Origin of the sequence: Microbacterium sp. NPDC089320, from assembly GCF_040684875.1 — a bacterium.
Lineage (GTDB): Bacteria > Actinomycetota > Actinomycetes > Actinomycetales > Microbacteriaceae > Microbacterium.
Genome location: NZ_JBFBGY010000007.1, coordinates 63,144 through 88,416, shown reverse-complemented (window position 1 = coordinate 88,416; position 25,273 = coordinate 63,144). Strand labels below are relative to the sequence as shown.

Here is a 25,273-nt window from a genome sequence, read left to right as displayed (position 1 = left end):
TTCAGCTCTCCTTGGGAGCCTCCCGGACATGAAGAAGGCCCTGTCCGCGACGGACAGGGCCTTCTTCGGGGAGCGCCGACGTTACTCGTCGTCCTCCGACTTCTTGCGAGGCTTCTTCACCGGCTCGGTCGCGATGACCGTGCTGGGGGTGTTCGGCGTCTCGTCGACGTGCGTCTCGCTGACGGTGAGCGGTGCGTCCGGGAATCCTGCGCGCTCGTGAGCACCCTGAATCTCGGCGGCCTCGGTCTCATCGTTCTGAGCGGTGACGTGGTGCTGGTGAGCGTCCGCAGCCTCGACCTCTGCCTGCGTGAGAGGCGCGAGACGGTCTTCGTAGAACCAGCGCGAGATCGAGGAGCGGAGGTTCTCCGTCCACGAGATGCGGCCCTTCGCGTTCGGACGCACGACCAGAGGCTCGTAGTTGTCGACGTCGATGAGCTTCCAACGGTCGTACGTGTCGACCGGCTGGTGCACCTCGATGAACTCGCCGCCGGGGAGGCGGACGATTCGACCGGACTCGAATCCGTGCAGCACGATCTCGCGGTCCTTCTTCTGCAGGGCGAGCGCGATGCGCTTGGCGACGAAGTAGCCGAGCACCGGGCCGATGAAGAGCAGCGCCTGGAGAGTGTGGATGACACCCTCCATCGTGAGCATGAAGTGCGTGGCGATCAGGTCGGACGATGCTGCTGCCCACAGGACGGCGTAGAAGATCACGCCGGCGACGCCGATGGCGGTGCGGGTGGCCGCGTTGCGCGGACGCTGAGCGATGTGGTGCTCGCGCTTGTCTCCTGTGATCCACGCCTCGATGAAGGGGTAGATCGCGACGAGCACGATGAACAGCCCGAGTACGACGAGCGGCAGCAGGATTCCGAACGACCAGGTGCGATCGAGGAAGACAACGTCGAGGTTGGACGGAGCGAGGCGCAGAGCACCGTCCGCGAATCCGATGTACCAGTCAGGCTGCGTACCGGCGGAGACGGGGGAGGGGTCGTACGGTCCGTAGTTCCAGATCGGGTTGATCTGGAAGAAGGTCGCGATCAGCACGATCGTGCCGAAGACGATGAACAGGTATCCGCCCATCTTCGACATGTAGACCGGCATCATCGGGTAGCCCACGACGTTGTCGTTCGTGCGGCCGGGGCCGGCGAACTGCGTGTGCTTGTTGACGATCATCAGCATGAGGTGGACGGCGATCAGGCCGATCACCAGCAGCGGAAGCAGCAGGATGTGCAGCGTGTACAGGCGGCCCACGATGTCGGTGCCGGGGAACTCGCCGCCGAAGAGGAGGAACGAGGTCCAGGTTCCGATCAGCGGGATGCCCTTGATCATGCCGTCGATGATGCGGAGACCGTTACCCGAGAGCAGGTCGTCGGGGAGCGAGTATCCGGTGAAGCCCTCGGCCATCGCGAGGACGAACAGCACGAAGCCGATCACCCAGTTGAGCTCGCGGGGCTTGCGGAATGCGCCGGTGAAGAAGACGCGCAGCATGTGCACGCCGATTCCCGCGACGAAGACGAGCGCGGCCCAGTGGTGGATCTGGCGGACCAGGAGGCCACCGCGGAGGTCGAACGAGATGTGCAGCGACGACTCGAGAGCAGCCGACATCTCGATGCCGCGCATGGGTGCGTAGGCGCCGGTGTAGTGCGTCTCCACCATCGAGGCCTGGAAGAAGAACGTCAGGAAGGTTCCGGAGAGGAACACGACCACGAAGCTCCAGAGCGCGATCTCGCCGAGCATGAAGGACCAGTGGTCGGGGAAGATCTTGCGACCGAGCTCCTTGATGAAGCCGGAGATGCTGGTGCGCTCATCGATGTAGTTCGACGCGGCGCCGACGAATCGGCCGCCGAGAGGCGCCTTGTTGTCCTTGTCCTCTTTGGACAGCGTTGCGGTGCTCAATGGCGCTCCCAGAAGCTCGGGCCGACGGGCTCGGTGAAGTCACTGCGTGCGACGAGGTAGCCCTCGTCGTCGACGGTGATGGGCAGCTGCGGCAGCGGGCGCGCGGCCGGTCCGAAGATGACCTTGGCGTGATCCGTGACGTCGAACTGCGACTGGTGGCAGGGGCAGAGGAGGTGGTGGGTCTGCTGCTCGTACAATGCCACCGGGCATCCGACGTGCGTGCAGACCTTCGAGTACGCGACGATGCCGTCGTACGACCAGTCCTTGCGGTCTTCGGCCTCGATGAGCTGCTCGGGGCGCAGACGCATCATCAGGACGATGGCCTTCGCCTTCTCCTCGAGGTAGCCGTCGTGGTGGCTGAGCTCGGCGAGGTCCTCGGGGATCACGTGGAACGCGGATCCGAGAGTCACGTCCGCTGCGCGGATGGGCGTGCCGTCGGGGTCGCGGACGAGCCGCTGACCCTTCTCCCACATGGTGTGCTTCAGCAGCGTCACCGGGTCGCCGGCTGTCGGGTCATCGGGAGTGCTGTGCGGAGCGAGGCCGCGGAAGAGGGTGACTCCGGGGATGATCGAGGCCACGATCGCCGCGAACAGCGAGTTGCGGATCATCGTGCGTCGTCCGAAACCGGACTCCTCGTTCGCCGCGGCGAACGCCTCGACGACGGCCTCTCGGGTCGAGTCCTTGCCCCGGGTGGGGTGACGGTGCTCGATGTGCTCCTTGTCGCTCATCAGCGCCTTGGACCAGTGGATCGCCCCGATGCCGATCGAGAGCAGTGCGAGTGCGATGCCCAGACCGATGAAGAGGTTGTTCTGACGGATGTCGATGAGCGCGCCGCTCTCGATGGGGAAGAGCATGTAGGCGGCGACCGCCCAGATGCTTCCCGCCAGCGAGAGATAGAACAGCGTGTAGACCGTGCGCTCTGCAGCCTTCTCAGCGCGCGGGTCCTTGTCGGTCATCCGCGCGCGGTGCGGCGGCAGCCCCGGGTTCTGCACGGGATCGCTGACTGCGACACCCAGCCCCGGAGAGGGCTGGTAGGCCCTGTCAAGAGCCTGCGAGTCGTCGTCGTGTGCCATGGTGCTCCTCGTACGTTCCTCTTCGATGAATAAGCGTCAGTTGGACTTCGCCGTGATCCACACGGTGATGGCGACGAGCGCGCCGATGCCGAAGATCCAGACGAACAGGCCCTCGGAGACGGGACCGAGCGAACCGAGCGAGAAACCGCCGATCTGCACGGACTGCTGCTGGTAGAGCAGAGCCGAGATGATGTCGCGCTTGTCTTCGTCCGACAGGTTCATGTCGCCGAAGACGGGCATGTTCTGGGGGCCGGTGACCATGGCCGCGTACATGTGCAGCGCGCTGGTCTCGGTCAGTGCGGGGGCGTACTTGCCCTCCGTGAGTGCTCCTCCGGCTGCTGCCACGTTGTGGCACATCGCGCAGTTGACGCGGAACAGCTCGGCGCCGTTGGCCACGTCACCCTCTCCGTCGAGGATGTGCTCCTCGGGGAAGGTGGGGCCGGGCGCGGAGTCCTGCACGAAGGAGGAGATCGCGAGGATCTGCTCCTCGGTGAACTGCGGCTCCTTCTGAGGCGCCTGCGGTCCCTGCATCTGCAGAGGCATGCGACCGGTCGACATCTGGAACTCGACCGCGAGTTCGCCGACGCCGTAGAGGCTCGGTCCGTTCGGCGTGCCCTGCAGGTCGAGACCGTGGCAGGTCGCGCAGTTGGCCGTGAACAGCTTCTCGCCGTCCTCGACCGTGAGCGTGCTCGCCGCAGTGGTCTGGGTGTCGGTCGCAGCGAAGGCTGCGGACGTCCCGGCGTACACGGCGCCGGTGATCATGAGGCCTGCTCCGATGAGGGCTGCCGCAGCCAGTGGGCTGCGACGGCCAGTCGAACGGCGCTTCTTCTCTCGTGCCATCTCGGGGATCAGCTCCGCTCTTATTTCAGGAAGTAGATAACGACGAACAGCACGATCCAGACGACGTCGACGAAGTGCCAGTAGTAGGACACCACGATCGAGGAGGTCGCCTCCTTGTGCCGGAAATTCTTGACGGCGTATGCACGGCCGATGACGAGGAGGAAGGCGATCAGGCCGCCCGTGACGTGCAGGGCGTGGAAGCCGGTCGTCAGGTAGAACGCGGAAGCGTACGAGTCCGCGCTGATCGGCATGCCCTCTGCGACGAGCTGTGCGTATTCCCACACCTGGCCGGAGACGAAGATCGCGCCCAGCGCGAAGGTGAGGAAGAACCACTCGACCATGCCCCAGCCGAACAGGCGACGGCGGCCGGCGCCGTTCTTCTGTCCCTTGGCGATGCGGTAGGGCTGCAGGTCCTCAGCCGCGAACACGCCCATCTGGCACGTGAAGGACGAGAGCACGAGGATCGCCGTGTTCACGAACGCGAACGGGACGTTCAGCAGTTCGGTGCGGTCGGCCCAGAGCTCGGGGGAGGTGCTGCGGAGCGTGAAGTAGATCGCGAAGAGTCCCGCGAAGAACATCACCTCGCTGCCGAGCCACACAATGGTGCCGACAGCTACCGGGTTGGGGCGCTTGATCGTTCTTGCCGCCGGGGCATACGTCGCTGAGGTCGTCACCCTTCCATTATGGCCGATCCGCGAGCGCGATTCTCGCACCGGAGGCTCCGGTTTCGCCCGCGATCGACTTAGGGGACCCTAAGAGAACACTGCGAATCCTCGGTGAATCCGCGGGAAACGAGGGATGATTCGTCCTCGACGCCCGGTTCGGAAGAGTCTGCACGAATTCCCGCGCCGATAGGATCGCACACATGGCTGATTCTCTGACCTGGTCCGACGTGCTCACCACTCTTCTGGAGCGTCGTGACCTCAGCGTCTGGGAATCGACCTGGGCCATGCGCCAGATCATGCGCGGCGACGTGACTCAGGCGCAGCTCGCGGGCTTCCTCGTCGCGCTCCGAGCCAAAGGCGAGACGATCGACGAGATCGTCGGCTTCCGCGACGCGATCCTCGAAGCGGCGGTGCCGCTGCCCGTGTCGCCCGACGTCCTCGACATCGTCGGAACCGGCGGCGACCGGGTCGGCACCGTCAATGTGTCGACGACCGCGGCGGTCATCATCGGCGCGACCGGGATCCCGGTCGTCAAGCACGGCAACCGTGCGGCGAGCTCGTCCTCGGGTTCATCCGACGTGCTGAGTGCTCTGGGCCTCGAGCTCACCCTCGATCCAGCGGCCGTCTCGTCGATCCTCGACCGGACGGGCATCACCTTCGCGTGGGCGGGCGCCTTCCATCCCGGATTCAAGCACGCCGGTGCCGTCCGTGCGGAGCTCGGCGTCCCCACCGTCTTCAACATGCTCGGTCCGCTCTGCAATCCCGCGCGCGCCGAGGCCAATGCCGTCGGTGTGGCGCAGCTCGAACGCGTCCCCCTCATCACGGGAGTGTTCCGCACTCGGGGAGCCACGGCCCTGGTGTTCCGCGGCGATGACGGACTCGACGAGCTGACCACCACTGGGCACAGTCGCATCTGGGAGGTCACTCGGGGCGACATCCACGAGCACGACCTCGACCCTCGCGATCTCGGCATCCCGATCGCAGACCTCGAAGACCTGATCGGTGGGACGCCGGACCACAATGCGGCGGTGCTGCGCAGGACGCTCGAGGGCGAGCGGGGCGCGGTGCGGGACATCGTCCTGCTCAACGCGGCGGCCGGGATCGTGGCCTTCGAGCTGTCCCAGGACGCGACGCAGGTGCAGCGGCCGATCCTCGAGCGGCTCCGCGAAGGGTACGAACGGGCGGCCGCCGCTGTCGACGACGGTCGGGCCAGGGCGAAGCTCGACGAGTGGATCGGCGTGAGCCGCGAACTCGCATCCGTATAGGAGATGTGATGGACCCGATAGCCGCCCTGCTCGAGATCGCGTCGCTGCTCGAGCGCGAACGCGCGTCTCGCTATCGGGCCAAGGCTTTCCGTCAGGCCGCCGCGACCCTGCAGCAGCTGCCCGCGGATGTGCGCTCGGATCCGACGAGGCTGCGGGCGGCGAAGGGCATCGGAGAGTCGACCTTCGCCGTGATCCGACAGGCGCAGAGCGGAGAGGTCCCCGACTATCTCGTGGAGCTCCGCGGCGACGTGGAGCCGGAGCGCGTGTCGGCGCTGAGGGCGAAGCTCCGCGGAGACCTGCACGCGCACACGGAGTGGTCGGACGGAACGACGCCGATCGGTGTCATGGCGGCAGCCGCGCGCGCTCTCGGCCACGAATACCAGGCGATCACGGACCATTCCCCACGCCTGCGCGTCGCCCGCGGACTCTCGGCGGAGCGACTGCGAGAGCAGGTGCCGCTCGTGAGGGCGCAATCGTCGGACGGTTTCACGCTCCTGGCCGGCATCGAGGTCGACATCCTCGAAGACGGCGCGCTGGATCAGGAGGATGCTCTGCTCGGCGAGCTCGACATCGTGGTCGCATCCGTCCACTCGAAACTGCGGATGGACGCGCGACCCATGACCGCCCGGATGATCGCCGCCGTGACGCACCCGCGCGTGAACGTGCTCGGGCACTGCACCGGTCGGCTCGTGCAGGGGGAGAGAGGCACGCGGCCGGAGTCGCAGTTCGACGCCCGTGCCGTCTTCGCCGCATGCGCCGAGAACGGAGTCGCGGTGGAGATCAACTCGCGACCTGAGCGTCAGGACCCGCCTGACGATCTGATCGCGATCGCCCTCGAGGCCGGCTGCCTCTTCTCGATCGACTCGGATGCGCACGCACCGGGCCAGCTCTCGCTCCTCGACCACGGCGCCGAGCGCGCAGAGCGGGCGGGGGTGCCCGCGTCGCGCATCGTCACGACCTGGGGTCTCGACCGGCTGCTCGCCTGGGCGAGCTGAGTCAGGCGTCGATCGTCGCGAGGGCGGCGACGGCGCGAGCCATCGAGCTGCCGAGGTTCCACCTCTCCGCGAGGGCGGTCGCGGCGTCCGCTTCGGCCGGGTCGAGCGGTCGCAGCGCGTCGCCCGGCACGGTGATCGGGAGGTCGGTCGCGACCGCGACGACGGTCGGTGCGACCTCCAGGTAGGGCGCGGCCGCGAGCACCTTCGATCGGACCCCGGCGCTCATGCCCTCCCCGGCTTCGGCCGCCGCGCGGATGCCCTGGAGATCGCCGTGAGCCTGCAGGAGAGTCGCCGCGGTCTTCTCGCCGACGCCTGCCACGCCCGGCAGCCCGTCGGACGCGTCGCCGCGCATCGTTGCGAAGTCGGCGTACTGGCTCGGGAGCACGCCGTACTTCGCGACGACCACGGCATCCGTGACGATCTCGAGATTGCTCATGCCCCGTGCCGTATAGATGACTCGCACGTCTCTCGCGTCGTCGACGAGCTGGAAGAGGTCTCGATCACCCGTGACGATGTCGACCGGCATGGTCGCGAGCGTCGCGAGAGTGCCGATCACGTCGTCCGCCTCGTGCTCGGCCACACCGATGATCGGGATGCCCAGAACGCCGAGCGTCTCGCGGATGAGCGGGATCTGCGCCTCGAGCGGGTCGGGGACCTCTTCGACATCGGGGCCCGCGGGCACGACCTCGACGACGCGGTGAGCCTTATAGCTGGGGATCAGGTCGACCCTCCACTGAGGGCGCCAGTCGTCGTCCCAGCATGCGACCACGTGTGTCGGCTCGTACAGGGTCACAAGCTTCGCGATGATGTCGAGGAGTCCTCGTGCGGCGTTGATGGGGGAGCCGTCCGGCGCCGTGACCTTGTCGGGCACGCCATAGAAGGCCCGGAAGTAGAGGCTTGCGGTGTCGAGCAGGAGAAGCTTGTCGGCGCGGGGCATGCAGACAGTCTGTCAGCGCGGCGGACGGGGACGGTATCGAGTCCTGCATATCGTCTCCGGATCTGATAGCCTTGACTGTCACTCGTGGCATGCCTATGCATGCCCGGGAGGCAGAAACCAATCAATCGCTGCAGAGCTCGCGATCGGCCGTGCGCGGCCGGAGCTCGCAGCCCGAGTCTCCATTCACAAGGACAACCCACTACATGACTACCGCAACGACCGCCCCGGCCACCAAGCAGGTCGCCATCAACGACATCGGATCTGCTGAGGACTTCCTGGCCGCGGTCGAGAAGACCCTGAAGTTCTTCAACGACGGCGACATCATCGAGGGCACGATCGTCAAGATCGACCGCGATGAGGTCCTCCTCGATGTCGGATACAAGACCGAGGGTGTCATCCCCTCGCGCGAGCTCTCGATCAAGCACGACGTCGACCCGAACGAGGTCGTCAAGGTCGGCGACGAGGTCGAGGCCCTGGTTCTCCAGAAGGAGGACAAGGAAGGCCGTCTGATCCTCTCCAAGAAGCGTGCTCAGTACGAGCGTGCGTGGGGAGACGTCGAGAAGATCAAGGAGAACGACGGCGTCGTCACCGGTACGGTCATCGAGGTCGTCAAGGGCGGACTCATCGTCGACATCGGCCTCCGTGGCTTCCTCCCGGCGTCGCTCATCGAGCTGCGTCGCGTCCGCGACCTCACGCCGTACCTCGGCCAGGAGATCGAGGCCAAGATCCTCGAGCTCGACAAGAACCGCAACAACGTCGTGCTCAGCCGCCGTGCGCTGCTCGAGCAGACGCAGTCGGAGTCGCGCACCACGTTCCTGAACAACCTGCACAAGGGTCAGGTCCGCAAGGGTGTCGTGTCGTCGATCGTCAACTTCGGTGCGTTCGTCGACCTGGGCGGCGTGGACGGCCTCGTGCACGTCTCCGAGCTGTCCTGGAAGCACATCGAGCACGCTTCCGAGGTCGTCGAGGTGGGCCAGGAGGTCACCGTCGAGATCCTCGAGGTCGACCTCGACCGCGAGCGCGTCTCCCTGTCGCTGAAGGCGACGCAGGAGGACCCGTGGCAGGTCTTCGCCCGCACCCACGCGATCGGACAGGTCACGCCGGGTAAGGTCACCAAGCTCGTTCCGTTCGGTGCGTTCGTTCGCGTCGCAGACGGCATCGAGGGCCTCGTCCACATCTCCGAGCTCTCCAGCAAGCACGTCGAGCTGGCCGAGCAGGTCGTGTCGGTCGGCGAAGAGGTCTTCGTCAAGGTCATCGACATCGACCTCGAGCGTCGCCGCATCTCGCTCTCGCTGAAGCAGGCGAACGAGGCCGTCGACGTCAACGGCACCGAGTTCGACCCGGCTCTCTACGGCATGCTCGCCGAGTACGACGAGGCCGGCGAGTACAAGTACCCGGAGGGCTTCGACCCCGAGACCGGTGCGTGGAAGGAAGGCTTCGACACCCAGCGCGAGGCATGGGAGCAGGAGTACGCTGCGGCCCAGGCACGCTGGGAGGCCCACAAGGCTCAGGTTGCCAAGGCAGCCGAGGCCGAGGCGGCCGCTGGCGACGACTTCGGCGGCCAGGTCTTCTCGAGCGAGGCCGCAGGCGCGGGCACGCTCGCTGACGACGAGGCACTCGCGGCTCTGCGCGAGAAGCTCTCGGGCGGCAACTCCTAAGCATCATGCTCTGAACGGGCCGTCATCCTTCGGGATGGCGGCCCGTTCTGCGTCTCCACCCGTCGACGGGCCAACGTGACCGAACATTACGCCTGCATTCGTCACATTCCTGAGGCTTGGCCAGCATGGGGTCATGACCTCTCTGCTCACAGCGCCCTCCTCGGCCGGCGCCTCGGCGATCGCCGGCACCGCGCAGCCGGTGCGCCTGAAGGGAGTGGATCGCAGCTTCGCGCTCTCCCGGGGTCGTCGTGAAGTCCTCCGCGGGGTCGACGTGGACGTGGCCGCGGGCGAGATCGTCGCGATCGTCGGACCGTCCGGATGCGGCAAGTCGACGCTGCTGCGACTCGTCGGAGGGCTGGACGCCCCGACGGGCGGCAGCATCCGCATCGAGGACACGAACGTCGCTGACGTCGACGAGCGCACCGCCGTCGCGTTCCAGGAGCCGCGCCTGCTGCCGTGGCGGACCATCGCCCAGAACATCGAGCTCGGTCTCCCGCGGGGGACGGCCCGCCGAGAAGGACGCGAGCGTGTGCGCGAGCTGCTCGAGCTCGTCGGCCTCGAGCAGGCTGCCGGTCAGCGCCCGCGTGAGGTGTCGGGCGGCATGGCGCAGCGCGCGTCGCTCGCACGCGCCCTGGCTCGAAACCCGGGAGTGCTGCTGCTGGACGAGCCGTTCGGGGCGCTCGACGCGCTCACCCGGCTGCGCATGCATGACCTGCTCCTCAAGATCCACGCGGCTGAGCCGACCACGGTCCTCCTCGTCACCCACGACGTCGAAGAGGCCCTCTATCTCGCCGATCGTGTGCTGCTGCTGCGCACTCTCGGTGATGCCGACACGACAGCGCCGTCCATCGTGCGCGCGATCACCGTGCCGGGCGTCCGACCCCGGGACCGCGCCGACCGCGGTCTTGCCGACCTCCGCGCCGAGCTCCTCGAAGGACTCGGTGTCGACACCCACCACCGCACCGCCACCGAGGAGACCCGATGAGCACCATCACCCGCCGAATCATCCCCACGATCGCGATCGCCGGGACGATGATGCTCGTCGCCAGCGGATGCGTCGCCGGAGAGAACGCCACGGCCTCGGACTCGTCCTCCGACGAGACGACGGCGACAGACGAGTGGTCCGCAGACACGCTCTCCATCGACTTCGCGACCTACAACCCCCTCAGCCTCGTGATCCGCGACCAGGGCATCCTCGAGGACATCCTCGGTGACGACGTCGCGGTCGAGTGGGTGCAGTCCGCCGGCTCCAACAAGGCGAACGAGCTGCTGCGTTCCGGCTCGATCGACGTGGGCTCCACCGCCGGTTCCGCGGCGCTCTTCGCCCGCTCGAACGGCTCGCCCATCCAGGTCATCGACATCTTCTCGCAGCCCGAGTGGTCGGCGATCGTGGTCGGTCCCGACAGCGACATCACCTCGGTCGAGGATCTCGCAGGCAAGTCGGTCGCCGCGACGAAGGGAACAGACCCCTACTTCTTCCTGCTCCAGTCGCTCGAGGAAGCGGGGCTCTCGGTCGACGACGTCGAGGTGCAGAACCTTCAGCATGCCGACGGTCGCGCCGCTCTCGACAGCGGTTCGGTGGACGCCTGGGCCGGCCTCGACCCCATCATGGCCGCCGCCGAGGTGGAGTCCGGCGACGAGCTCATCTACCGCAACGTGGACTTCAACACCTATGGATTCCTCAACGCGACGGAGGACTTCATCGAGAACCACGCCGACCTCGCGCAGGCGGTCGTGGACGCGTACGAGCAGGCGCGTGAGTGGGCCCTCGATAACCCCGACGAGACCGCCGCGCTGCTGGCGGAGGTCGCGGGAATCGATCCCGCGGTCGCGACGACCGTGATCGAGGAGCGATCGAACCTCGACGTCAGCGGCATCCCCGGCGACGCACAGATCGCCGTGCTCGAGAAGATCGCGCCGGTGCTCGTCGAGTCCGGAGACGTCCAGGGCGGCGAGGCATCTGTCGAGAAGGCCCTCGATTCGATCATCAACGCCACGTTCGCCGAGAAGGCGGTCGGAGGCGAGTGACCATCTCGGACCAGCGCACGGCGGTGTCCGCGGACACGCCTGACGCGATCGACACGGCGCGCGCGGGCCGACGCCGCGACGGAGCCGGTGTGCGTCACGCGTGGGATCGACCGATGGTTCGCGTCCTCGGTGGCCTCCTGTTGCCGATCCTCATCCTCGGCGCCTGGCAGCTGGTCACCTCCATCGGTCTCGTCGCCCCCTATCTGCTGCCGTCCCCGGCATCCGTGGTCACCGCGGGTGTGGAGCTGGCCGAGCGCGGGGCGCTGTGGACGCACATCGCGATCTCGGTGCAGCGCGTGCTGCTCGGATTCGCCGTCGGCTCCGTCATCGGCCTCGCGGTGGCAGGCATCGTCGGCCTGTCCCGGATCGGCGACGTGCTGCTGAGTCCGACGCTCTCGGCGGTCCGCGCGGTCCCGTCGCTCGCGTGGGTCCCGCTGCTGATCCTCTGGATGCAGATCGGCGAGGAGTCCAAGGTGACACTGATCGCCATCGGTGCCTTCTTCCCGGTCTACACGACCGTCGCGTCCGCGCTCCGCCACGTCGACCCCCAGTTGGTCGAAGCCGGACGATCGTTCAGTCTTCGCGGATGGTCTCTCTTCCGCACGGTGCAGCTGCCGGCCGTCGTGCCGTCCGTCGCAGCCGGTCTCCGGCTCGCGCTCGCGCAGGCATGGCTGTTCCTCGTCGCGGCCGAGCTCATCGCGTCGTCCATGGGGCTCGGCTTCCTCCTCACCGACTCGCAGAACAGCGGCCGCGTCGACAGGATCATCCTCTCGATCGTCCTCCTCGCCCTGCTCGGGACGATCACCAATGCGATCCTCGTGGTGGTCGAGAAGTACCTGCTCCGCCGGTGGATGTGACGATGACCGAGGCACGCCTGCACGAGAGCCGTGCATATCCCGCGCCTGCTGCGTTCGCGGCGCAGGCGAACGTCGCGGAAGAGGCGTACGCGGAGGCCGCCGCCGATCCCGTCGCCTTCTGGGAGCGGGCCGCGGCGCGACTCGACTGGGCAGAGCGCTGGCACACGGCACATGAGTGGGATCCGCCTGTGGGCAGCGCGGTTCCGGCCGCGCGCTGGTTCGTGGGTGGACGCCTCAACGTGGCATACAACTGCGTCGACCGTCACGTCGCGGCCGGCCGCGGCGACAAGATCGCGCTGCACTTCGAAGGCGAACCGGGGGACCGCGAATCGGTCTCGTATGCAGACCTCCAGCGTCGTGTCGCGCAGGCCGCGAACGCTCTGACCGCGCTCGGCATCGAATCCGGCGACCGGGTCGTCGTCTATCTGCCCGTGCTGATCGAGACGGTCGTGATCACGCTCGCATGCGCTCGCATCGGCGCCGTGCACTCCCTGGTGTTCGGCGGATTCTCGGCCGAAGCGGTGCGGTTCCGCCTGATCGACACCGGCGCGAAGCTGCTCGTGACGAGCGATGGACAGTTCCGCCGAGGCACCGCGACCGAGGTCAAGTCGACTGCCGACATCGCCGCAGCGGACCTGCCCGACCTCGAGCATGTGCTGGTGCTGCGGCGCACAGGCCAGGACGTGCCGTGGACGGACGGCCGAGACGTCTGGTGGCACGACGCCGTCGACACGGCCTCGTCCGACCACATCGCGCAGGCCTTGGACGCCGAGCATCCGCTGTTCATCATCTACACGTCGGGGACCACAGGAAAACCCAAGGGGCTCGTGCACACCTCGGGCGGATACCTGACCCACGCGAACTGGGCCCACTGGGCGCACTTCGACGCGAAGCCCGACGACGTGCACTGGTGCACCGCCGATCTCGCGTGGGTGACCGCGCACACCTACGAGATCTACGGGCCTCTCTCCAACGGCCTGACCCAGGTGATCTACGAGGGGACGCCCGATACCCCCCATCGCGAACGCCATCTGGAGATCATCGAGCGATACGGCGTGACGGTGTACTACACCGCGCCGACGTTGATCCGCACGTTCATGACCTGGTTCGGCCCCGAACTCCCGGAGGGGCACGACCTCTCGACCCTTCGCCTGCTCGGCACGGTCGGAGAGGCGATCAACCCCGAGGCGTGGATCTGGTTCCGCCGCAACTTCGGACGCGATGAGCTGCCGGTCGTCGACACCTGGTGGCAGTCCGAGACGGGGGCGGCGATGATCGCGCCGCTGCCGGGAGTCACGACGTTGAAGCCGGGGTCGGCATCCGTGCCGTTGCCCGGGATCGACGCGGCTGTCGTGGACGCCCAGGGCAATGAGGTCGCTCCCGGTCGGTCGGGCACGCTCGTCGTCCGCCGCCCCTGGCCGGGCATGGCGAGGACCGTGTGGGGGAATCCGCAGCGGTACCGCGATGCCTACTGGTCGACCTATGCGGGGCACGGAGCGCACGGCGGCTACTACGTGGCCGGCGACGGCGCGACGAGAGACGCCGACGGCTACATCTGGATCCTGGGACGCCTCGACGACGTGGTGAATGTGTCAGGCCACAGGCTCTCGACGATCGAGATCGAGTCCGCGCTGGTCGCGCATGAGACGGTCGGCGAGGCGGGAACAGCCGGCGTCGGCGACCCCGTCACGGGGCAGGCCGTGGTCGCCTTCGTGACGCCCTCCGGCCGGTCCGAGGTGTCTCCTGCGGCACTGCGGTCGCAGGTGGCGACCGCCATCGGGCCCGTCGCCAAGCCCAAGCACATCGTCGTGGTCACGGATCTGCCGAAGACCCGCTCGGGAAAGATCATGCGTCGTCTTCTCGCCCAGCTGTGGGAGGCGGAGCAGGATCGTCGGTCCGGACGAGCACCTGCCCCTCTGGGCGACACGACATCGCTGCAGAATCCGTGGGCCGTCGGCGAGATCGCCGCCGTGCTCGAGAACGACGAACTGAGGACATCATGACGGAAGAACACCGCTTCGGGTTTCGCACGAGAGCTCTGCACGCGGGCGGGACGCCCGACGCGTCGACCGGCGCGAGGGCCGTGCCGATCTACCAGACGACGTCCTTCGTGTTCGACGACGCCGCGGACGCCGGCAACCTGTTCGCCCTGCAGAAGTACGGCAACATCTACTCACGCATCGGCAACCCCACGGTCGCCGCGCTCGAGGAGCGCCTGGCCTCGCTCGAGGGCGGGATCGGTGCCGTCGCGACCGCCTCGGGCATGAGCGCGGAGTTCATCACGTTCGCCGCTCTCGTCGGTGCGGGCGACCACGTCGTCGCCGCAGCTCAGCTGTACGGCGGCACGGTGACCCAGCTCGACGTGACCCTGCGCCGATTCGGCGTGGAGACGACCTTCGTCGCCTCCACCGACCCCGCCGACTACGCGGCGGCCATCCGTCCGGAGACCAAAGTCGTCTACGTGGAGATGATCGGCAACCCGTCGGGCGAGATCGCCGACATCGAGGGTCTGGCGCAGGTGGCCCACGCGGCCGGTGTGCCGCTGGTCGTCGACGCCACGCTCGCGACCCCGTACCTCGCGCGCCCGCTGGGGCACGGCGCAGACATCGTCATCCACTCGGTCACCAAGTTCCTGGGCGGACACGGGACCACGCTCGGTGGTGTCGTGATCGAGAAGGGCACCTTCGACTGGGGCAACGGGCGCTTCCCGCAGATGACGGAGCCGGTCGAGTCGTACGGCGGCATCAAGTGGTGGGACAACTTCGGCGAGTACGGCTTCCTCACCAAGCTCCGCACGGAGCAGCTGCGCGACATCGGCCCGGCGCTGAGCCCGCAGGCGGCGTTCAACCTCCTGCAGGGTGTGGAGACGCTGCCGCAGCGGATCGACGCTCACCTCGCGAATGCCCGGATCGTCGCCGAATGGCTCGACTCGGACCCCCGGGTGGAGTACGTGACGTGGGCGGGTCTCGATCATCACCCGCACCACGAGCGGGCCGCGAAGTATCTCCCGCTCGGGCCCGGTTCCGTGTTCGCCTTCGGGGTCAAGGCCGACGACGGTCGCGCGGCGGGGGAGGCCCTCATCGAGAGCCTCCAGCTCGCGTCGCACCTCGCGAACATCGGAGACGCGCGCACGCTCGTCATCCACCCGGCATCGACGACTCACCGGCAGCTCACCGAATCGCAGCTCGTGGCGGCGGGTGTGCGCCCCGACCTCATCCGCATCTCGGTCGGTCTCGAAGATGCCGAGGACATCGTCTGGGATCTCGATCAGGCCCTCACGACAGCGACAGGAGCGACCCGATGAGCGGAATCGAGACCACGGGAGTCGACGCCTGCGCCCTGCCGAGCGCGCCGGATGCTGCGGCCTGCGCCCTTCCCGGGGCCGCGCTGCATCACGATGATCGGACCTGGACGGGTCCCAGCCAGCAGCAGCGCTTCGGGGTACTCCGCCGCGCGAAGTCGGTCGCCATCGTCGGCGCGTCGAACAACCCGGCCCGTGCCTCGTACTTCGTCGCGACGTATCTGCTCTCCAGCACGGCGTACGACGTCTACCTCGTCAACCCGCGGGAGTCGGAGATCCTCGGTCAGCCGGTCTACGCCTCCCTCGCCGACCTGCCGGTCGTCCCGGACATCGTCGACGTCTTCCGCCGTCACGACGACCTTCCCGGCGTCGCTCAGGAAGCGATCGAGGCGGGAGCACAGACGCTCTGGCTGCAGCTGGGGTCCTGGAACGAGGATGCCGCTGCGATCGCCGAGGGGGCGGGGCTCTCCGTGGTGATGGATCGATGCATCAAGATCGAGCATGCCCGGTTCCACGGCGGCCTCCACCTGGCCGGGTTCGACACGGGCGTCATCAGCTCCCGGCGGCAGCTGCTGGCGCGCTGATCCCCGATTCGGCCGCGTTTAGACTGACGGGATGCCTCTCATCGCGCTCACCGGCGGCATCGCCTCCGGCAAGTCGACCATCGCACGACGACTCGCTGAGCTCGGAGCGGTCGTCGTGGATGCCGACCAGATCGTCCGCGATGTGCAGGCTCCCGGGACCCCGGTGCTCGCAGCCATCGCCGAGACGTTCGGTGCAGAGGTCATCGCCGCCGACGGCTCGCTCGATCGTGCCGCCCTCGGCGCCGAGGTCTTCGGCGATCCGGAGCAGCTCGCACGCCTGAACGCGATCGTGCATCCTGCCGTCCGTGCCGAGTCGCAGCGACGGTTCGACGACGCGGCGTCGACTGACCCCGGGACCGTCGTCGTCTACGACGTGCCGCTCCTGGTCGAAGCGCGCGTCGACGATCCGTGGGACCTCATCGTCGTCGCGCATGCGCCCGTGGAGGAGCGCAGGCGTCGGCTCGTCGGGATCCGTGGGATGTCGGAGCAGGCGGCGCAGGAGCGCATCGACGCGCAGGTCTCCGATGAGCGCCGCCTGGCGATCGCGGACGTGGTCATCGACACGTCCACATCGCTGGAGCAGACGCTCGCGCAGACGGACGAGCTCTGGGAGCGGATCACCACGTCGTGACCTTCACCGGTCACGCCCCCGGATCGCCCGCATACCGACGCCTGATCGTCGGTCTGTTCTTAGCGGGCATCGCGACCTTCGCGCAGCTCTATTCTCCCCAGGCCGTCCTGCCGCAACTCTCGGCTGCTCTCGGGATCTCACCCGCGAGCGCCGCGCTCAGCGTGTCGGCGGCGACGCTCGGGCTGGCTGCCGCCGTGATCCGCTGGTCGATGGTGGCCGACCGCATCGGGCGAGTGCAGGCGATGGCGATCGGGGTGCTCACGGCGACCGTGCTGGGGCTCCTCGCCCCGATCAGCGGGGGGATGGAGTTGCTGCTGACGCTGCGCCTGCTCGAAGGTGTCGCGCTCGGGGCTGTGCCCGCCGTCGCCCTCGCCTATTTGAGCGAAGAGGTCAGTCCGCGCAACGCGGCCGCCGCAGCCGGGAGCTACATCGCGGGAACCACGGTGGGCGGACTTCTGGGCCGGATCGTGTCCGGCATCGTCGGCGAGCAGGCGGGGTGGCGGGCGGGCATGTGGACGGTCGCAGGGCTGTGCGCGCTGGCGGCCGTGCTGTTCCTGTGGTTGACGCCGAAGGCGCGGGGTTTCGTTCCGGGCCGATTCCGCGCCGACGCCGGACCGGGGATGCTGACGCGTCTGCTGGCGCCGCTGCGCTCGGGGCGTCAGCTCGCACTGTATGCCCAGGGCTTCCTGCTCATGGGGGCGTTCGTGGCCGTCTACAACTACCTCGGCTTCCACCTCGCCGAGCCGCCTTTCGGGCTGCCGGCCTGGGTGGTGACGCTGCTCTTCCTCGCCTACCTCGCCGGCACCGTCTCGTCGCCATGGGCCGGCTCTCTCGCCTCACGTCTCGGTCGCTACCCGGTGCTGCTGGGCGCGATCGCCGTGATGGCCGCGGGGGCGACCGCGATGCTGGCTCAGTCCACTCCGATCGTGCTGCTCGGGCTGCTCCTGTTCACCGGAGGCTTCTTCGGCGCGCACGCGGTGGCGTCGGGGTGGGCGCCGGTGGAGGCGGGCCCCGACAGCAGAGCGCAGGCGTCCTCGCTCTACTACTTCGGCTACTACGCGGGATCGAGCCTGTTCGGCTGGGTGCTCGGCATCGTGTTCGGTCAGGCGGACTGGGCGTGGTTCATCGCCGCCGTCCTCGCCATGTGCGGCCTCGCGGCGACCGCGGCCGTCGCAGCGCTGCGCACATCGGCGGGCACCCGCTCCTGAGCGGATGGGCGCTTGCGCCGGGATCTCCTCGCGGACTGAGCGGCTCTCCGTTCGCTGCTGACGGACGCGCGCCCCGATGTCGGTGGCCCGGCATACGCTGGAGGCATGCAAACCACGCGCAGCGTCCGTCCTTTCGAGGTCATCAGCGAGTACGCGCCCGCCGGCGACCAGCCGAAGGCCATCGCCGAGCTCGCATCGCGCATCAACGCCGGCGAGACCGACATCGTGCTGCTCGGTGCCACGGGAACCGGGAAGTCCGCGACGACGGCCTGGCTGGTCGAGCAGGTGCAGCGACCGACGCTCGTCCTCGCCCACAACAAGACCCTCGCCGCGCAGCTCGCCAACGAGTTCCGCGAGCTGATGCCCAACAACGCGGTCGAGTACTTCGTCTCCTACTACGACTATTACCAGCCCGAGGCCTACGTCCCACAGACCGACACCTTCATCGAGAAGGACTCGTCGATCAACTCCGAGGTCGAGCGTCTGCGTCACTCGACCACCAACTCCCTGTTGAGCCGTCGAGACGTGATCGTGGTCTCGACCGTCTCCTGCATCTACGGCCTCGGTGCGCCGGAGGAGTACCTCCGGGCGATGGTCGCGCTCCAGGTGGGGGAGCGCTACGACCGGGACGCACTGATCAGGCAGTTCATCTCGATGCAGTACAACCGCAACGACGTCGACTTCTCCCGGGGCAACTTCCGCGTCCGGGGAGACACGATCGAGATCATCCCCGTGTACGAGGAGCACGCGATCCGCATCGAGCTGTTCGGCGATGAGATCGAAGCGCTCTACTCGCTGCACCCGCTCACCGGAGAGGTCATCGAGAAGCTCGACTCCGTGCCGATCTTCCCCGCCTCCCACTACGTCGCGGGCACGGACGTGATCCAGCGATCCATCGGCACGATCGAGCACGAGCTCGAAGAGCGGCTCAAGGAGTTCGAGCGTCAGGGGAAGCTCCTCGAGGCCCAGCGGCTGAGGATGCGCACCACGTTCGACCTCGAGATGCTGCAGCAGCTCGGATTCTGCTCGGGGATCGAGAACTACTCCCGTCACATGGACGGGCGGATGCCGGGCGAGCCGCCCCACACGCTGCTCGACTTCTTCCCCGACGACTTCATGCTCGTGATCGACGAGTCGCACGTCACCGTGCCGCAGATCGGCGCGATGTACGAGGGCGACGCCTCTCGCAAGCGCACGCTCGTCGAGCACGGCTTCCGACTGCCGAGCGCGATGGACAACCGGCCGCTGCGCTGGGACGAGTTCAAGAACCGGATCGGGCAGACCGTCTATCTCTCGGCGACACCCGGGAAGTACGAGATGGGCATCGCCGACGGCGTGGTCGAGCAGATCATCCGTCCGACCGGTCTCGTCGATCCGCACATCGTCGTGAAGCCGTCGAAGGGCCAGATCGACGACCTCCTCGAAGAGATCAGGGTGAGAGTCGAGCGCGACGAGCGCGTGCTCGTGACCACCCTCACGAAGAAGATGTCCGAGGAGCTCACGGACTTCCTCGGGGAGCACGGCGTGCGGGTGCGGTACCTGCACTCCGACGTCGACACTCTGCGACGTGTCGAGCTGCTCAGTGAATTGCGATCCGGTGTCTACGACGTCCTCGTGGGAATCAACCTGCTCCGAGAGGGCCTCGACCTGCCCGAGGTGTCGCTGGTCGCGATCCTCGATGCCGACAAGGAGGGTTTCCTCCGATCCGGGACCTCGCTGATCCAGACCATCGGTCGCGCGGCGCGAAACGTCTCCGGCGAAGTGCACATGTATGCCGACAAGATCACCGATTCGATGGCCAAGGCGATCGAGGAGACGGATCGGCGTCGCGAGATGCAGATCGCATACAACCTCGAGAACGGAATCGATCCCCAGCCGCTGCGCAAGAGGATCGCCGACATCACCGAGGTGCTCGCACGTGAGGGCGCCGACACCGCCGAGATGATGTCCGGACGTGGGCGCGCGACGGGCAAGGGCAAGTCGCCGACACCCAACCTGCGTCGCACCGGCATCGCCGCAGAGGGTGCTCAGCAACTCGAAGCGGTGATCCAGGACCTCTCCGATCAGATGCTCGCGGCGGCCGCAGAACTCAAGTTCGAGCTCGCCGGTCGGCTGCGCGACGAGGTGCAGGACATGAAGAAGGAGCTGCGCGCGATGGAGAAGGCTGGCCACGCCTGAGAAGCGCGGAGGCACCAGCATGGATGCATCGGGGGAGGAGCTCGCCGACCGGGTGAGAGCGCTCCTCACGCTCGACCGGAACGTCGAGGAGAAGCGGATGTTCGGAACCCGTGCGTTCCTCCTCGACGGTCACATCCTCGTCGGAGCCCGAACGGGCGGGGTGCTGCTCGTCCGTGTCGACGAGGAGCACGGTGCGTCGCTGATCACGCGGCCGGGAGTCACGGTCGCGGTCATGGGTGCGCGGACGATGGGCACGAGCTGGCTCGACATCTCGCCGAGTCTGCTCGTCGACGATCACGATCTCGCATCCTGGCTCGACATCGCGCGCCAGGACGCGCAGCGCGACGGCTGAGCTGGTGTCTCAGGGGCAGTGCACGAGAGTCTTCGGACCTGAACGGTCGATCTCGTGTTCACTCATCGGCGCACCGCACAGCGGACACGCGCGCTCAGCGCGCTCGGACGGGCTCGGCGGCGGGGTCGTCTCGTAGGGGCCCACCGAGGCGGGGCCTGCGAAGCGGATCAGATTCGAGTTGATCCACGCGTACAGCCCTCCGGCCTCGCGGATCCGAGTGCGGAGCGGAGGGCGATCATCAGAACTGGCCATGTTGCTTAGTGTACTAACTATTAGGGTCACTGTATATTCGTAGCCGTGAACGCATCGGATGATCTGCTCAAGCTCGACAATCAGCTCTGCTTCGCGCTGGTGACCGCGGCACGCAACGTGGTGGCGATCTACCGGCCGATCCTCGAGCCTCTCGGTCTCACGCATCCGCAGTATCTCGTCATGCTGGCGCTCTGGGAGCGCGCTCCACGCCCCTTGAACGACCTCGCAGCCGATCTCGCTCTCGAGCCGGCGACCGCATCCCCTCTGGTCAAGCGTCTTGAAGCCGACGGGCTCGTCGCCAGACAGCGCAGCGCCGAGGATGAGCGGCGTCTCGACATCACCCTCACGGACACGGGCCGGGCTCTGCGAGATCGAGCCCTCGACGTTCCTCGACAGGTAATGGCCGCTGTGGGGATGGACCTGCAGCAGGTGGCGACGCTGCGAGATGGCTTGTCGGCATTCGCGGGTCGCCGCCCGGTCGTGGAGTGACCGCACCGTAGGGTGTGGGCATGCCGAGCGAACACCAGACGCGTCCCGCGCGCCGGAGCGCCGATCGGCTCGTCCTGTCCACGGTGGTGGTGGGACTCTTCGTCGTGGTGATGACCGCTGCGGCGGTCCAGGGTCCGCCGCAGTTCCGTCCCGCTGAGCCGCTCCCCGCGGGCACAGCGGAGCCGCTGCCCTCGAGCGAACCGGGGGCCACGGGCGCTCCCGAGCCGATCGAGATCGACTCCACGAACGCCGCGGTCGCGCAGGTCCTCGCTGCGATACTCCTGCTTCTGGTGGCCGCGGGGATCATCGCGCTCCTCGTCATCGTCGCCAGGGCGCTTCTCCGAGCATGGCGAGATCGCCCGCTCGCTCGTCGCGATGCGGGGGCGGTCGCATCCGAAGTCGGCGAGCTCGGCTCGGCGTCCGAGCCGGAGGTCGCCGTCGCTGTCATGCAGCGTGGAATCGCCGGGGCGCTCGTACAGATCGACGACCGGATAGGCGCCTCTGATGCCATCATCGCCGCGTGGATCGGGCTCGAGGAGAGCGCCGCCGACGCAGGGGTGAGTCGAGCGATGACGGAGACTCCCGGCGAGTTCGTGGTGCGCATCATCGCTCTGCGTCCCGGGGCGGCAGGTGAGGCTGCGGCATTGCTGCGTCTCTATGAGAGCGTCCGCTTCGGAGCACGCTCCGCCGACGAACACGACCGCGCCTCGGCGAGAAACGCGCTGCGCCGCATCGAGGAGGTGTGGCGATGACCCTTCGCAGAACGCTGATCGCGGCGGGCGCTGCGGTCGTCGCCGCCCTGGTGTTGCTCGGCGTCGGTCTCACCTTGCCGTTCGCTGTCGCGTGGGGGCTTCTGACGGGTGTCGTCGGTCTGCTCGCACAGCTCGTGGTACCGCTCGAGCCGGGGGCCGACGCTCCGCGCATAGACGTCACGCCGGATCGTCGACCCACCGAGATCTCGCGGATGTCGTGGGCGCTCAACACGCACACCGGCATAGCCGGACCGCAGATCACACGTCGCGTCGGGGAGATCCTTCGCCAGCGGCTGCTGCGCCGCGGAGTGGACCCGCACGACCCTGAGCACCGGGGCCACCTCGAGCGGCTGATCGGATCCACCGTCTGGGAGCGCCTGACCGGGCCGGAGGCGACGATGTCCGACATCGAGCGAGCGCTGGACGCGATCGACCGCCTGGATCCCTCCGCGCCCACCGGATCCCCGCCTCCGTTGCCCGCGCCCACCCCCGACCGCCGGCGACCCTCGCCGTTCCGTCGATCAAGGAGATGACATGACGAGCCCCGCAGAGATCGCCGACACCGGAGCCCGGATCCTCGCCGCCGTACGAACGGCGGTCGTGGGCATGGACGATCCGGTCGAGATCGCGCTCGCATCGATCCTCGCCGGTGGACATGTGCTGTTCGAGGACGTGCCGGGGCTGGGCAAGACGCTCGCCGCGCGCAGTCTCGCCTCGGCACTCGGGCTGTCGTTCCGGCGCCTGCAGTGCACACCGGACATGCTGCCCGGCGACGTCACGGGGTCGTATGTCTACGCACCGGATTCGGGGGACTTCGTATTCCGCCCCGGGCCGATCTTCACCGGTCTGCTGCTCGCCGACGAGATCAACAGGACCACACCGAAGACCCAGTCGGCGATGCTCGAGGCGATGGCGGAGCGCCAGGTGACCGTCGAGGGCAACAGCTTCACCCTGCCCGCGCCGTTCCATGTGATCGCGACGTCGAACCCGATCGAGTACGAGGGCACCTACGCGCTCCCCGAGGCGCAGCTCGACCGGTTCATGGTGCGTCTGTCGGTCGGCTATCCGTCGGCGGAGGGCGAGGCTCACATCTTGGAGAACCGTGTGAGCAGGCGGCAGGAGGCGGCGGATGTCGCGTCGGTCATCGATGCTGCGCAGCTCATCTCGCTGCAGCAGGCTGTGGAGGCCATCCACGTCGACCCGGACATCTCGCGCTACTGCGTCGAGATCGTCCGCGCCACCCGGACCGCACCCACTGTGGAGGTCGGGGCGTCGCCGCGGGGGTCCCTGGGGCTGCTGCTGCTCGGTCGAGCGCTCGCGGCCCTCGACGGCCGCGATTTCGTGCGTCCGGATGACATCAAGCGGATCGCCGTGCCCGTGCTGGCACATCGACTGACGCTCACACCCCAGGCGTGGGCTCAGGGTGCGTCGGCATCCGATGTGGTTCGCTCGGTCGTCGCACAGGTCGCCGTTCCTCCGACCGTCGGAGCGCTCGGATGACAGATGCTCCCGATGAGGGGCGTCGCGGGCCCGTGCTGCCGGTGGCGATCGGTGGTGCTGTCCTCCTCGCCACGGTCGGTCTCCTCGCGGGCCGACCCGACGTGGTCGCCATGGGGCTTCCTCTCGCGATCTGGAGCGGCTTCGCGCTCGCGCGGGGCACATCAGGGGCCGAGGCGGAGGTCACGATCGAGGCGGTGCAGGGCCCTGACGGCGAACTGCTCACAGCGATCGCGGTCGACAGCGATGCGGATGCCGTCGACGTGGCGGTCGTGCAGTCCGAGCGTCGCAGTCGACGAGTGATCGTGCCCGGTGGCGGCTTCACGTTCACCGCACGCAGCACGGTCCTGCATTCGGGGCCGACGGTTCCCGTCCAAGCGGCGGTGAGGGGCTTCTCCTTCGAGGGAGCGGCGCTCTCGACGACATCGGAGGTGGTCGCCGTCAGGCGACAGGTGGCCCCTTCTCGTCGAGCGCTCGACGCGCTGCCGCTTCCCCGACGACTGACGGGGCTGAACGGGGCGCATGAGGGGCGTCGAGCGGGGCAGGGCGGCGACTTCCGGGACATCCACGCCTTCGCCCCCGGGGACGAGCTCCGCCGCGTGGACTGGCGGGCGACGGCGCGGATCGCACGCCGACCCGGTGAACTGCTGGTCCGGCGGACCAACACGCTCAGCGACTCGTCGATCGTGGTCGCCCTCGACACCTCCGAAGATCTGGGCGAGGTCGTCGCGTCCTGGGGGAGCGGCGATCACGAACGCAGCGGTGTGACGTCCCTCGACCTCGCGAGAGAGGCTGCGCGCGCCATCGCCGACTCGGCCATCGGAGCAGGGGACCGCGTCGCGCTGCACGTGCTCGTGCACGGCGGGCGGTCATTGCGCAGCGGCGGCGGTTCGAGGCATCTCGCACGCGTCGTAGCGGCCCTGGCCGCGACCGGGCAGGCGCACGACGACGCGACCTTCCGTCGCACGCCTCCCGTGCCGCACGGCTCGGTGGTCTTCGTGCTGTCGACCTTCTTCCAGGGCGCTGCCGCACGCACCGCACTGATGTGGAGGGCGAGCGGTCACCGAGTCGTCGCCGTCGATGTCCTTCCCTCTCTCGATCGCGCGCGGCTCACGCGTGCGCAGCTGATCGCCCTGCGCACGGTCCTCGCCGAGCGGCAGAACGTGTTCGCGGATCTCCACGGTGCGGGAGTCGACGTGGTCTCGTGGGCAGACGACCCGGCCTCGACGATGCGGGCGATCGCGAGGGGCCGCCGATGAGACCGAACGACTCCCTGCAGACTGGCCCCGTCGTCCCCGGGCTCGTCGTGAGGGGCGCGCTCGTCGCCGCCGCGGCTGCGGGTGCGATGATGCTGTGCCCGCTGATCGGCTGGCAGGTGGCGGCGATCGTCCTGGCGGGCCTCGCCGCCGCGCTTCCGCAGACCTTCGCGGCCTGGGGCTCCGTGGGCTGCCTCGTGATCGGGATGCTGATGTCGGACCCCGACGTCGCGCGCGCGATGACCGCGGTGCTCGTGGTGCACGTGATTCATCTCCTCATGTCGCTCTCCCTCGTGATCCCCGCCGGCTCACACGTGGTGATCGCCGCCCTCCGTCCGAGCCTCGTGCGGCTGCTCGTCGTGCAGGCGATCGCCCAGCCGGTCACCGTCGTGGTCATGATCGTCTCGGGTGTCGGCACGCCCGATCCGATGCCGACCGTGCCCTGGGCCGCCGTCGCCGGGGCGGCAGCCGTGGCCGCACTCCTCGTGACCCTGCTCGTGCGGGTGAACCGACCCGAACGGGCGCGCTGATCTCTTCCCTGTGAGCCCTCACGGAGCCAATG

General features: G+C 68.1%; 25 protein-coding genes. 19 read left to right on the top strand and 6 right to left on the bottom strand.

Going from position 1 to position 25,273, the window contains the following annotated elements:
• Positions 1 to 81: 81 nt before the first annotated feature.
• Genes AB0N61_RS17170 through AB0N61_RS17155 form a run of 4 tightly spaced genes read right to left on the bottom strand, consistent with a single transcriptional unit; the run spans position 82 to position 4,480 of the window.
• Positions 82 to 1,893, bottom strand: a complete 1,812-nt coding sequence (locus tag AB0N61_RS17170) for a cytochrome bc complex cytochrome b subunit (RefSeq protein ID WP_363365546.1) — start codon at positions 1,891 to 1,893, stop codon at positions 82 to 84.
• Entirely contained in the window at positions 1,890 to 2,966 is a 1,077-nt protein-coding gene (locus tag AB0N61_RS17165) for a Rieske 2Fe-2S domain-containing protein (protein WP_167942636.1), read from the bottom strand. The genes AB0N61_RS17170 and AB0N61_RS17165 overlap by 4 nt, the downstream gene beginning before the upstream one ends.
• Before the next feature lie 36 nt (positions 2,967 to 3,002).
• Positions 3,003 to 3,806 carry a cytochrome c gene (locus AB0N61_RS17160; protein ID WP_363365545.1) on the bottom strand — a complete coding sequence of 268 codons (804 nt, stop codon included), beginning with the start codon at positions 3,804 to 3,806 and terminating at the stop codon, positions 3,003 to 3,005.
• A 20-nt stretch (positions 3,807 to 3,826) separates the two neighbouring features.
• Positions 3,827 to 4,480 carry a heme-copper oxidase subunit III gene (locus tag AB0N61_RS17155; RefSeq protein ID WP_363365544.1) on the bottom strand — a complete coding sequence of 218 codons (654 nt, stop codon included), beginning with the start codon at positions 4,478 to 4,480 and terminating at the stop codon, positions 3,827 to 3,829.
• Positions 4,481 to 4,671: 191 nt separating this feature from the next.
• Here AB0N61_RS17155 and trpD point away from each other — a divergent pair, with 191 nt between their 5' ends.
• Together trpD and AB0N61_RS17145 are read left to right on the top strand one after the other, a co-directional pair.
• Positions 4,672 to 5,736: an anthranilate phosphoribosyltransferase gene (gene trpD, locus AB0N61_RS17150; protein ID WP_363365543.1), complete on the top strand. Its 1,065-nt coding sequence runs from the start codon at positions 4,672 to 4,674 to the stop codon at positions 5,734 to 5,736.
• An 8-nt stretch (positions 5,737 to 5,744) separates the two neighbouring features.
• On the top strand, positions 5,745 to 6,731 hold the full coding sequence (locus tag AB0N61_RS17145; RefSeq protein WP_363365542.1) for a PHP domain-containing protein: 987 nt from the start codon (positions 5,745 to 5,747) through the stop codon (positions 6,729 to 6,731).
• Position 6,732: 1 nt separating this feature from the next.
• Here the strand turns inward: AB0N61_RS17145 and AB0N61_RS17140 are convergent, their stop codons facing one another.
• Positions 6,733 to 7,668 carry a 5'-3' exonuclease gene (locus AB0N61_RS17140; protein WP_363365540.1) on the bottom strand — a complete coding sequence of 312 codons (936 nt, stop codon included), beginning with the start codon at positions 7,666 to 7,668 and terminating at the stop codon, positions 6,733 to 6,735.
• Positions 7,669 to 7,871: 203 nt separating this feature from the next.
• Between AB0N61_RS17140 and rpsA the strand changes: the two genes are divergently transcribed.
• From rpsA to AB0N61_RS17085, 11 genes are all read left to right on the top strand, one after another.
• Positions 7,872 to 9,326: a 30S ribosomal protein S1 gene (gene rpsA, locus AB0N61_RS17135; RefSeq protein ID WP_167942641.1), complete on the top strand. Its 1,455-nt coding sequence runs from the start codon at positions 7,872 to 7,874 to the stop codon at positions 9,324 to 9,326.
• A gap of 133 nt (positions 9,327 to 9,459) precedes the next feature.
• On the top strand, positions 9,460 to 10,311 hold the full coding sequence (locus AB0N61_RS17130) for an ABC transporter ATP-binding protein (protein WP_363365539.1): 852 nt from the start codon (positions 9,460 to 9,462) through the stop codon (positions 10,309 to 10,311).
• Positions 10,308 to 11,354, top strand: a complete 1,047-nt coding sequence (locus AB0N61_RS17125; protein WP_363365538.1) for an aliphatic sulfonate ABC transporter substrate-binding protein — start codon at positions 10,308 to 10,310, stop codon at positions 11,352 to 11,354. Before AB0N61_RS17130 ends, AB0N61_RS17125 begins: the two co-directional genes overlap by 4 nt.
• 89 nt (positions 11,355 to 11,443) lie before the next feature.
• The gene (locus AB0N61_RS17120; RefSeq protein ID WP_363365552.1) at positions 11,444 to 12,211 is read left to right on the top strand and encodes an ABC transporter permease; all 768 of its coding nucleotides are present in this window, start codon (positions 11,444 to 11,446) and stop codon (positions 12,209 to 12,211) included.
• Positions 12,212 to 12,213: 2 nt separating this feature from the next.
• Positions 12,214 to 14,214, top strand: a complete 2,001-nt coding sequence (gene acs / locus AB0N61_RS17115; protein WP_363365537.1) for an acetate--CoA ligase — start codon at positions 12,214 to 12,216, stop codon at positions 14,212 to 14,214.
• Complete coding sequence (locus AB0N61_RS17110) at positions 14,211 to 15,515, top strand: O-acetylhomoserine aminocarboxypropyltransferase/cysteine synthase family protein (protein WP_363365536.1); 1,305 nt, start codon at positions 14,211 to 14,213, stop codon at positions 15,513 to 15,515. Before acs ends, AB0N61_RS17110 begins: the two co-directional genes overlap by 4 nt.
• Positions 15,512 to 16,096, top strand: a complete 585-nt coding sequence (locus AB0N61_RS17105; protein WP_363365535.1) for a CoA-binding protein — start codon at positions 15,512 to 15,514, stop codon at positions 16,094 to 16,096. The genes AB0N61_RS17110 and AB0N61_RS17105 overlap by 4 nt, the downstream gene beginning before the upstream one ends.
• A 31-nt stretch (positions 16,097 to 16,127) precedes the next feature.
• Complete coding sequence (gene coaE / locus AB0N61_RS17100) at positions 16,128 to 16,727, top strand: dephospho-CoA kinase (protein ID WP_363365534.1); 600 nt, start codon at positions 16,128 to 16,130, stop codon at positions 16,725 to 16,727.
• Positions 16,724 to 17,935 (top strand): MFS transporter, encoded by a 1,212-nt coding sequence (locus tag AB0N61_RS17095; protein ID WP_363365533.1) that lies wholly within the window; start codon positions 16,724 to 16,726, stop codon positions 17,933 to 17,935. Before coaE ends, AB0N61_RS17095 begins: the two co-directional genes overlap by 4 nt.
• A gap of 105 nt (positions 17,936 to 18,040) precedes the next feature.
• On the top strand, positions 18,041 to 20,113 hold the full coding sequence (uvrB, locus tag AB0N61_RS17090) for an excinuclease ABC subunit UvrB (protein ID WP_167942649.1): 2,073 nt from the start codon (positions 18,041 to 18,043) through the stop codon (positions 20,111 to 20,113).
• Positions 20,114 to 20,132: 19 nt separating this feature from the next.
• Positions 20,133 to 20,465 (top strand): TfoX/Sxy family protein, encoded by a 333-nt coding sequence (locus AB0N61_RS17085; RefSeq protein WP_363365532.1) that lies wholly within the window; start codon positions 20,133 to 20,135, stop codon positions 20,463 to 20,465.
• A gap of 9 nt (positions 20,466 to 20,474) precedes the next feature.
• Here the strand turns inward: AB0N61_RS17085 and AB0N61_RS17080 are convergent, their stop codons facing one another.
• Positions 20,475 to 20,717 carry a hypothetical protein gene (locus tag AB0N61_RS17080; protein ID WP_363365531.1) on the bottom strand — a complete coding sequence of 81 codons (243 nt, stop codon included), beginning with the start codon at positions 20,715 to 20,717 and terminating at the stop codon, positions 20,475 to 20,477.
• 45 nt (positions 20,718 to 20,762) lie between these two features.
• Between AB0N61_RS17080 and AB0N61_RS17075 the strand changes: the two genes are divergently transcribed.
• Genes AB0N61_RS17075 through AB0N61_RS17050 form a run of 6 tightly spaced genes read left to right on the top strand, consistent with a single transcriptional unit; the run spans position 20,763 to position 25,241 of the window.
• On the top strand, positions 20,763 to 21,206 hold the full coding sequence (locus AB0N61_RS17075; protein WP_363365530.1) for a MarR family transcriptional regulator: 444 nt from the start codon (positions 20,763 to 20,765) through the stop codon (positions 21,204 to 21,206).
• 20 nt (positions 21,207 to 21,226) lie between these two features.
• The gene (locus tag AB0N61_RS17070; RefSeq protein ID WP_363365529.1) at positions 21,227 to 21,958 is read left to right on the top strand and encodes a DUF4129 domain-containing protein; all 732 of its coding nucleotides are present in this window, start codon (positions 21,227 to 21,229) and stop codon (positions 21,956 to 21,958) included.
• Complete coding sequence (locus AB0N61_RS17065; protein WP_363365528.1) at positions 21,955 to 22,491, top strand: hypothetical protein; 537 nt, start codon at positions 21,955 to 21,957, stop codon at positions 22,489 to 22,491. The genes AB0N61_RS17070 and AB0N61_RS17065 overlap by 4 nt, the downstream gene beginning before the upstream one ends.
• Before the next feature lies 1 nt (position 22,492).
• Entirely contained in the window at positions 22,493 to 23,458 is a 966-nt protein-coding gene (locus AB0N61_RS17060; RefSeq protein ID WP_363365527.1) for a MoxR family ATPase, read from the top strand.
• Positions 23,455 to 24,714, top strand: coding sequence for a DUF58 domain-containing protein (locus tag AB0N61_RS17055; RefSeq protein WP_363365526.1), 1,260 nt, complete (start codon positions 23,455 to 23,457; stop codon positions 24,712 to 24,714). Before AB0N61_RS17060 ends, AB0N61_RS17055 begins: the two co-directional genes overlap by 4 nt.
• Entirely contained in the window at positions 24,711 to 25,241 is a 531-nt protein-coding gene (locus AB0N61_RS17050) for a hypothetical protein (RefSeq protein WP_363365525.1), read from the top strand. The genes AB0N61_RS17055 and AB0N61_RS17050 overlap by 4 nt, the downstream gene beginning before the upstream one ends.
• Positions 25,242 to 25,273: the final 32 nt, after the last annotated feature.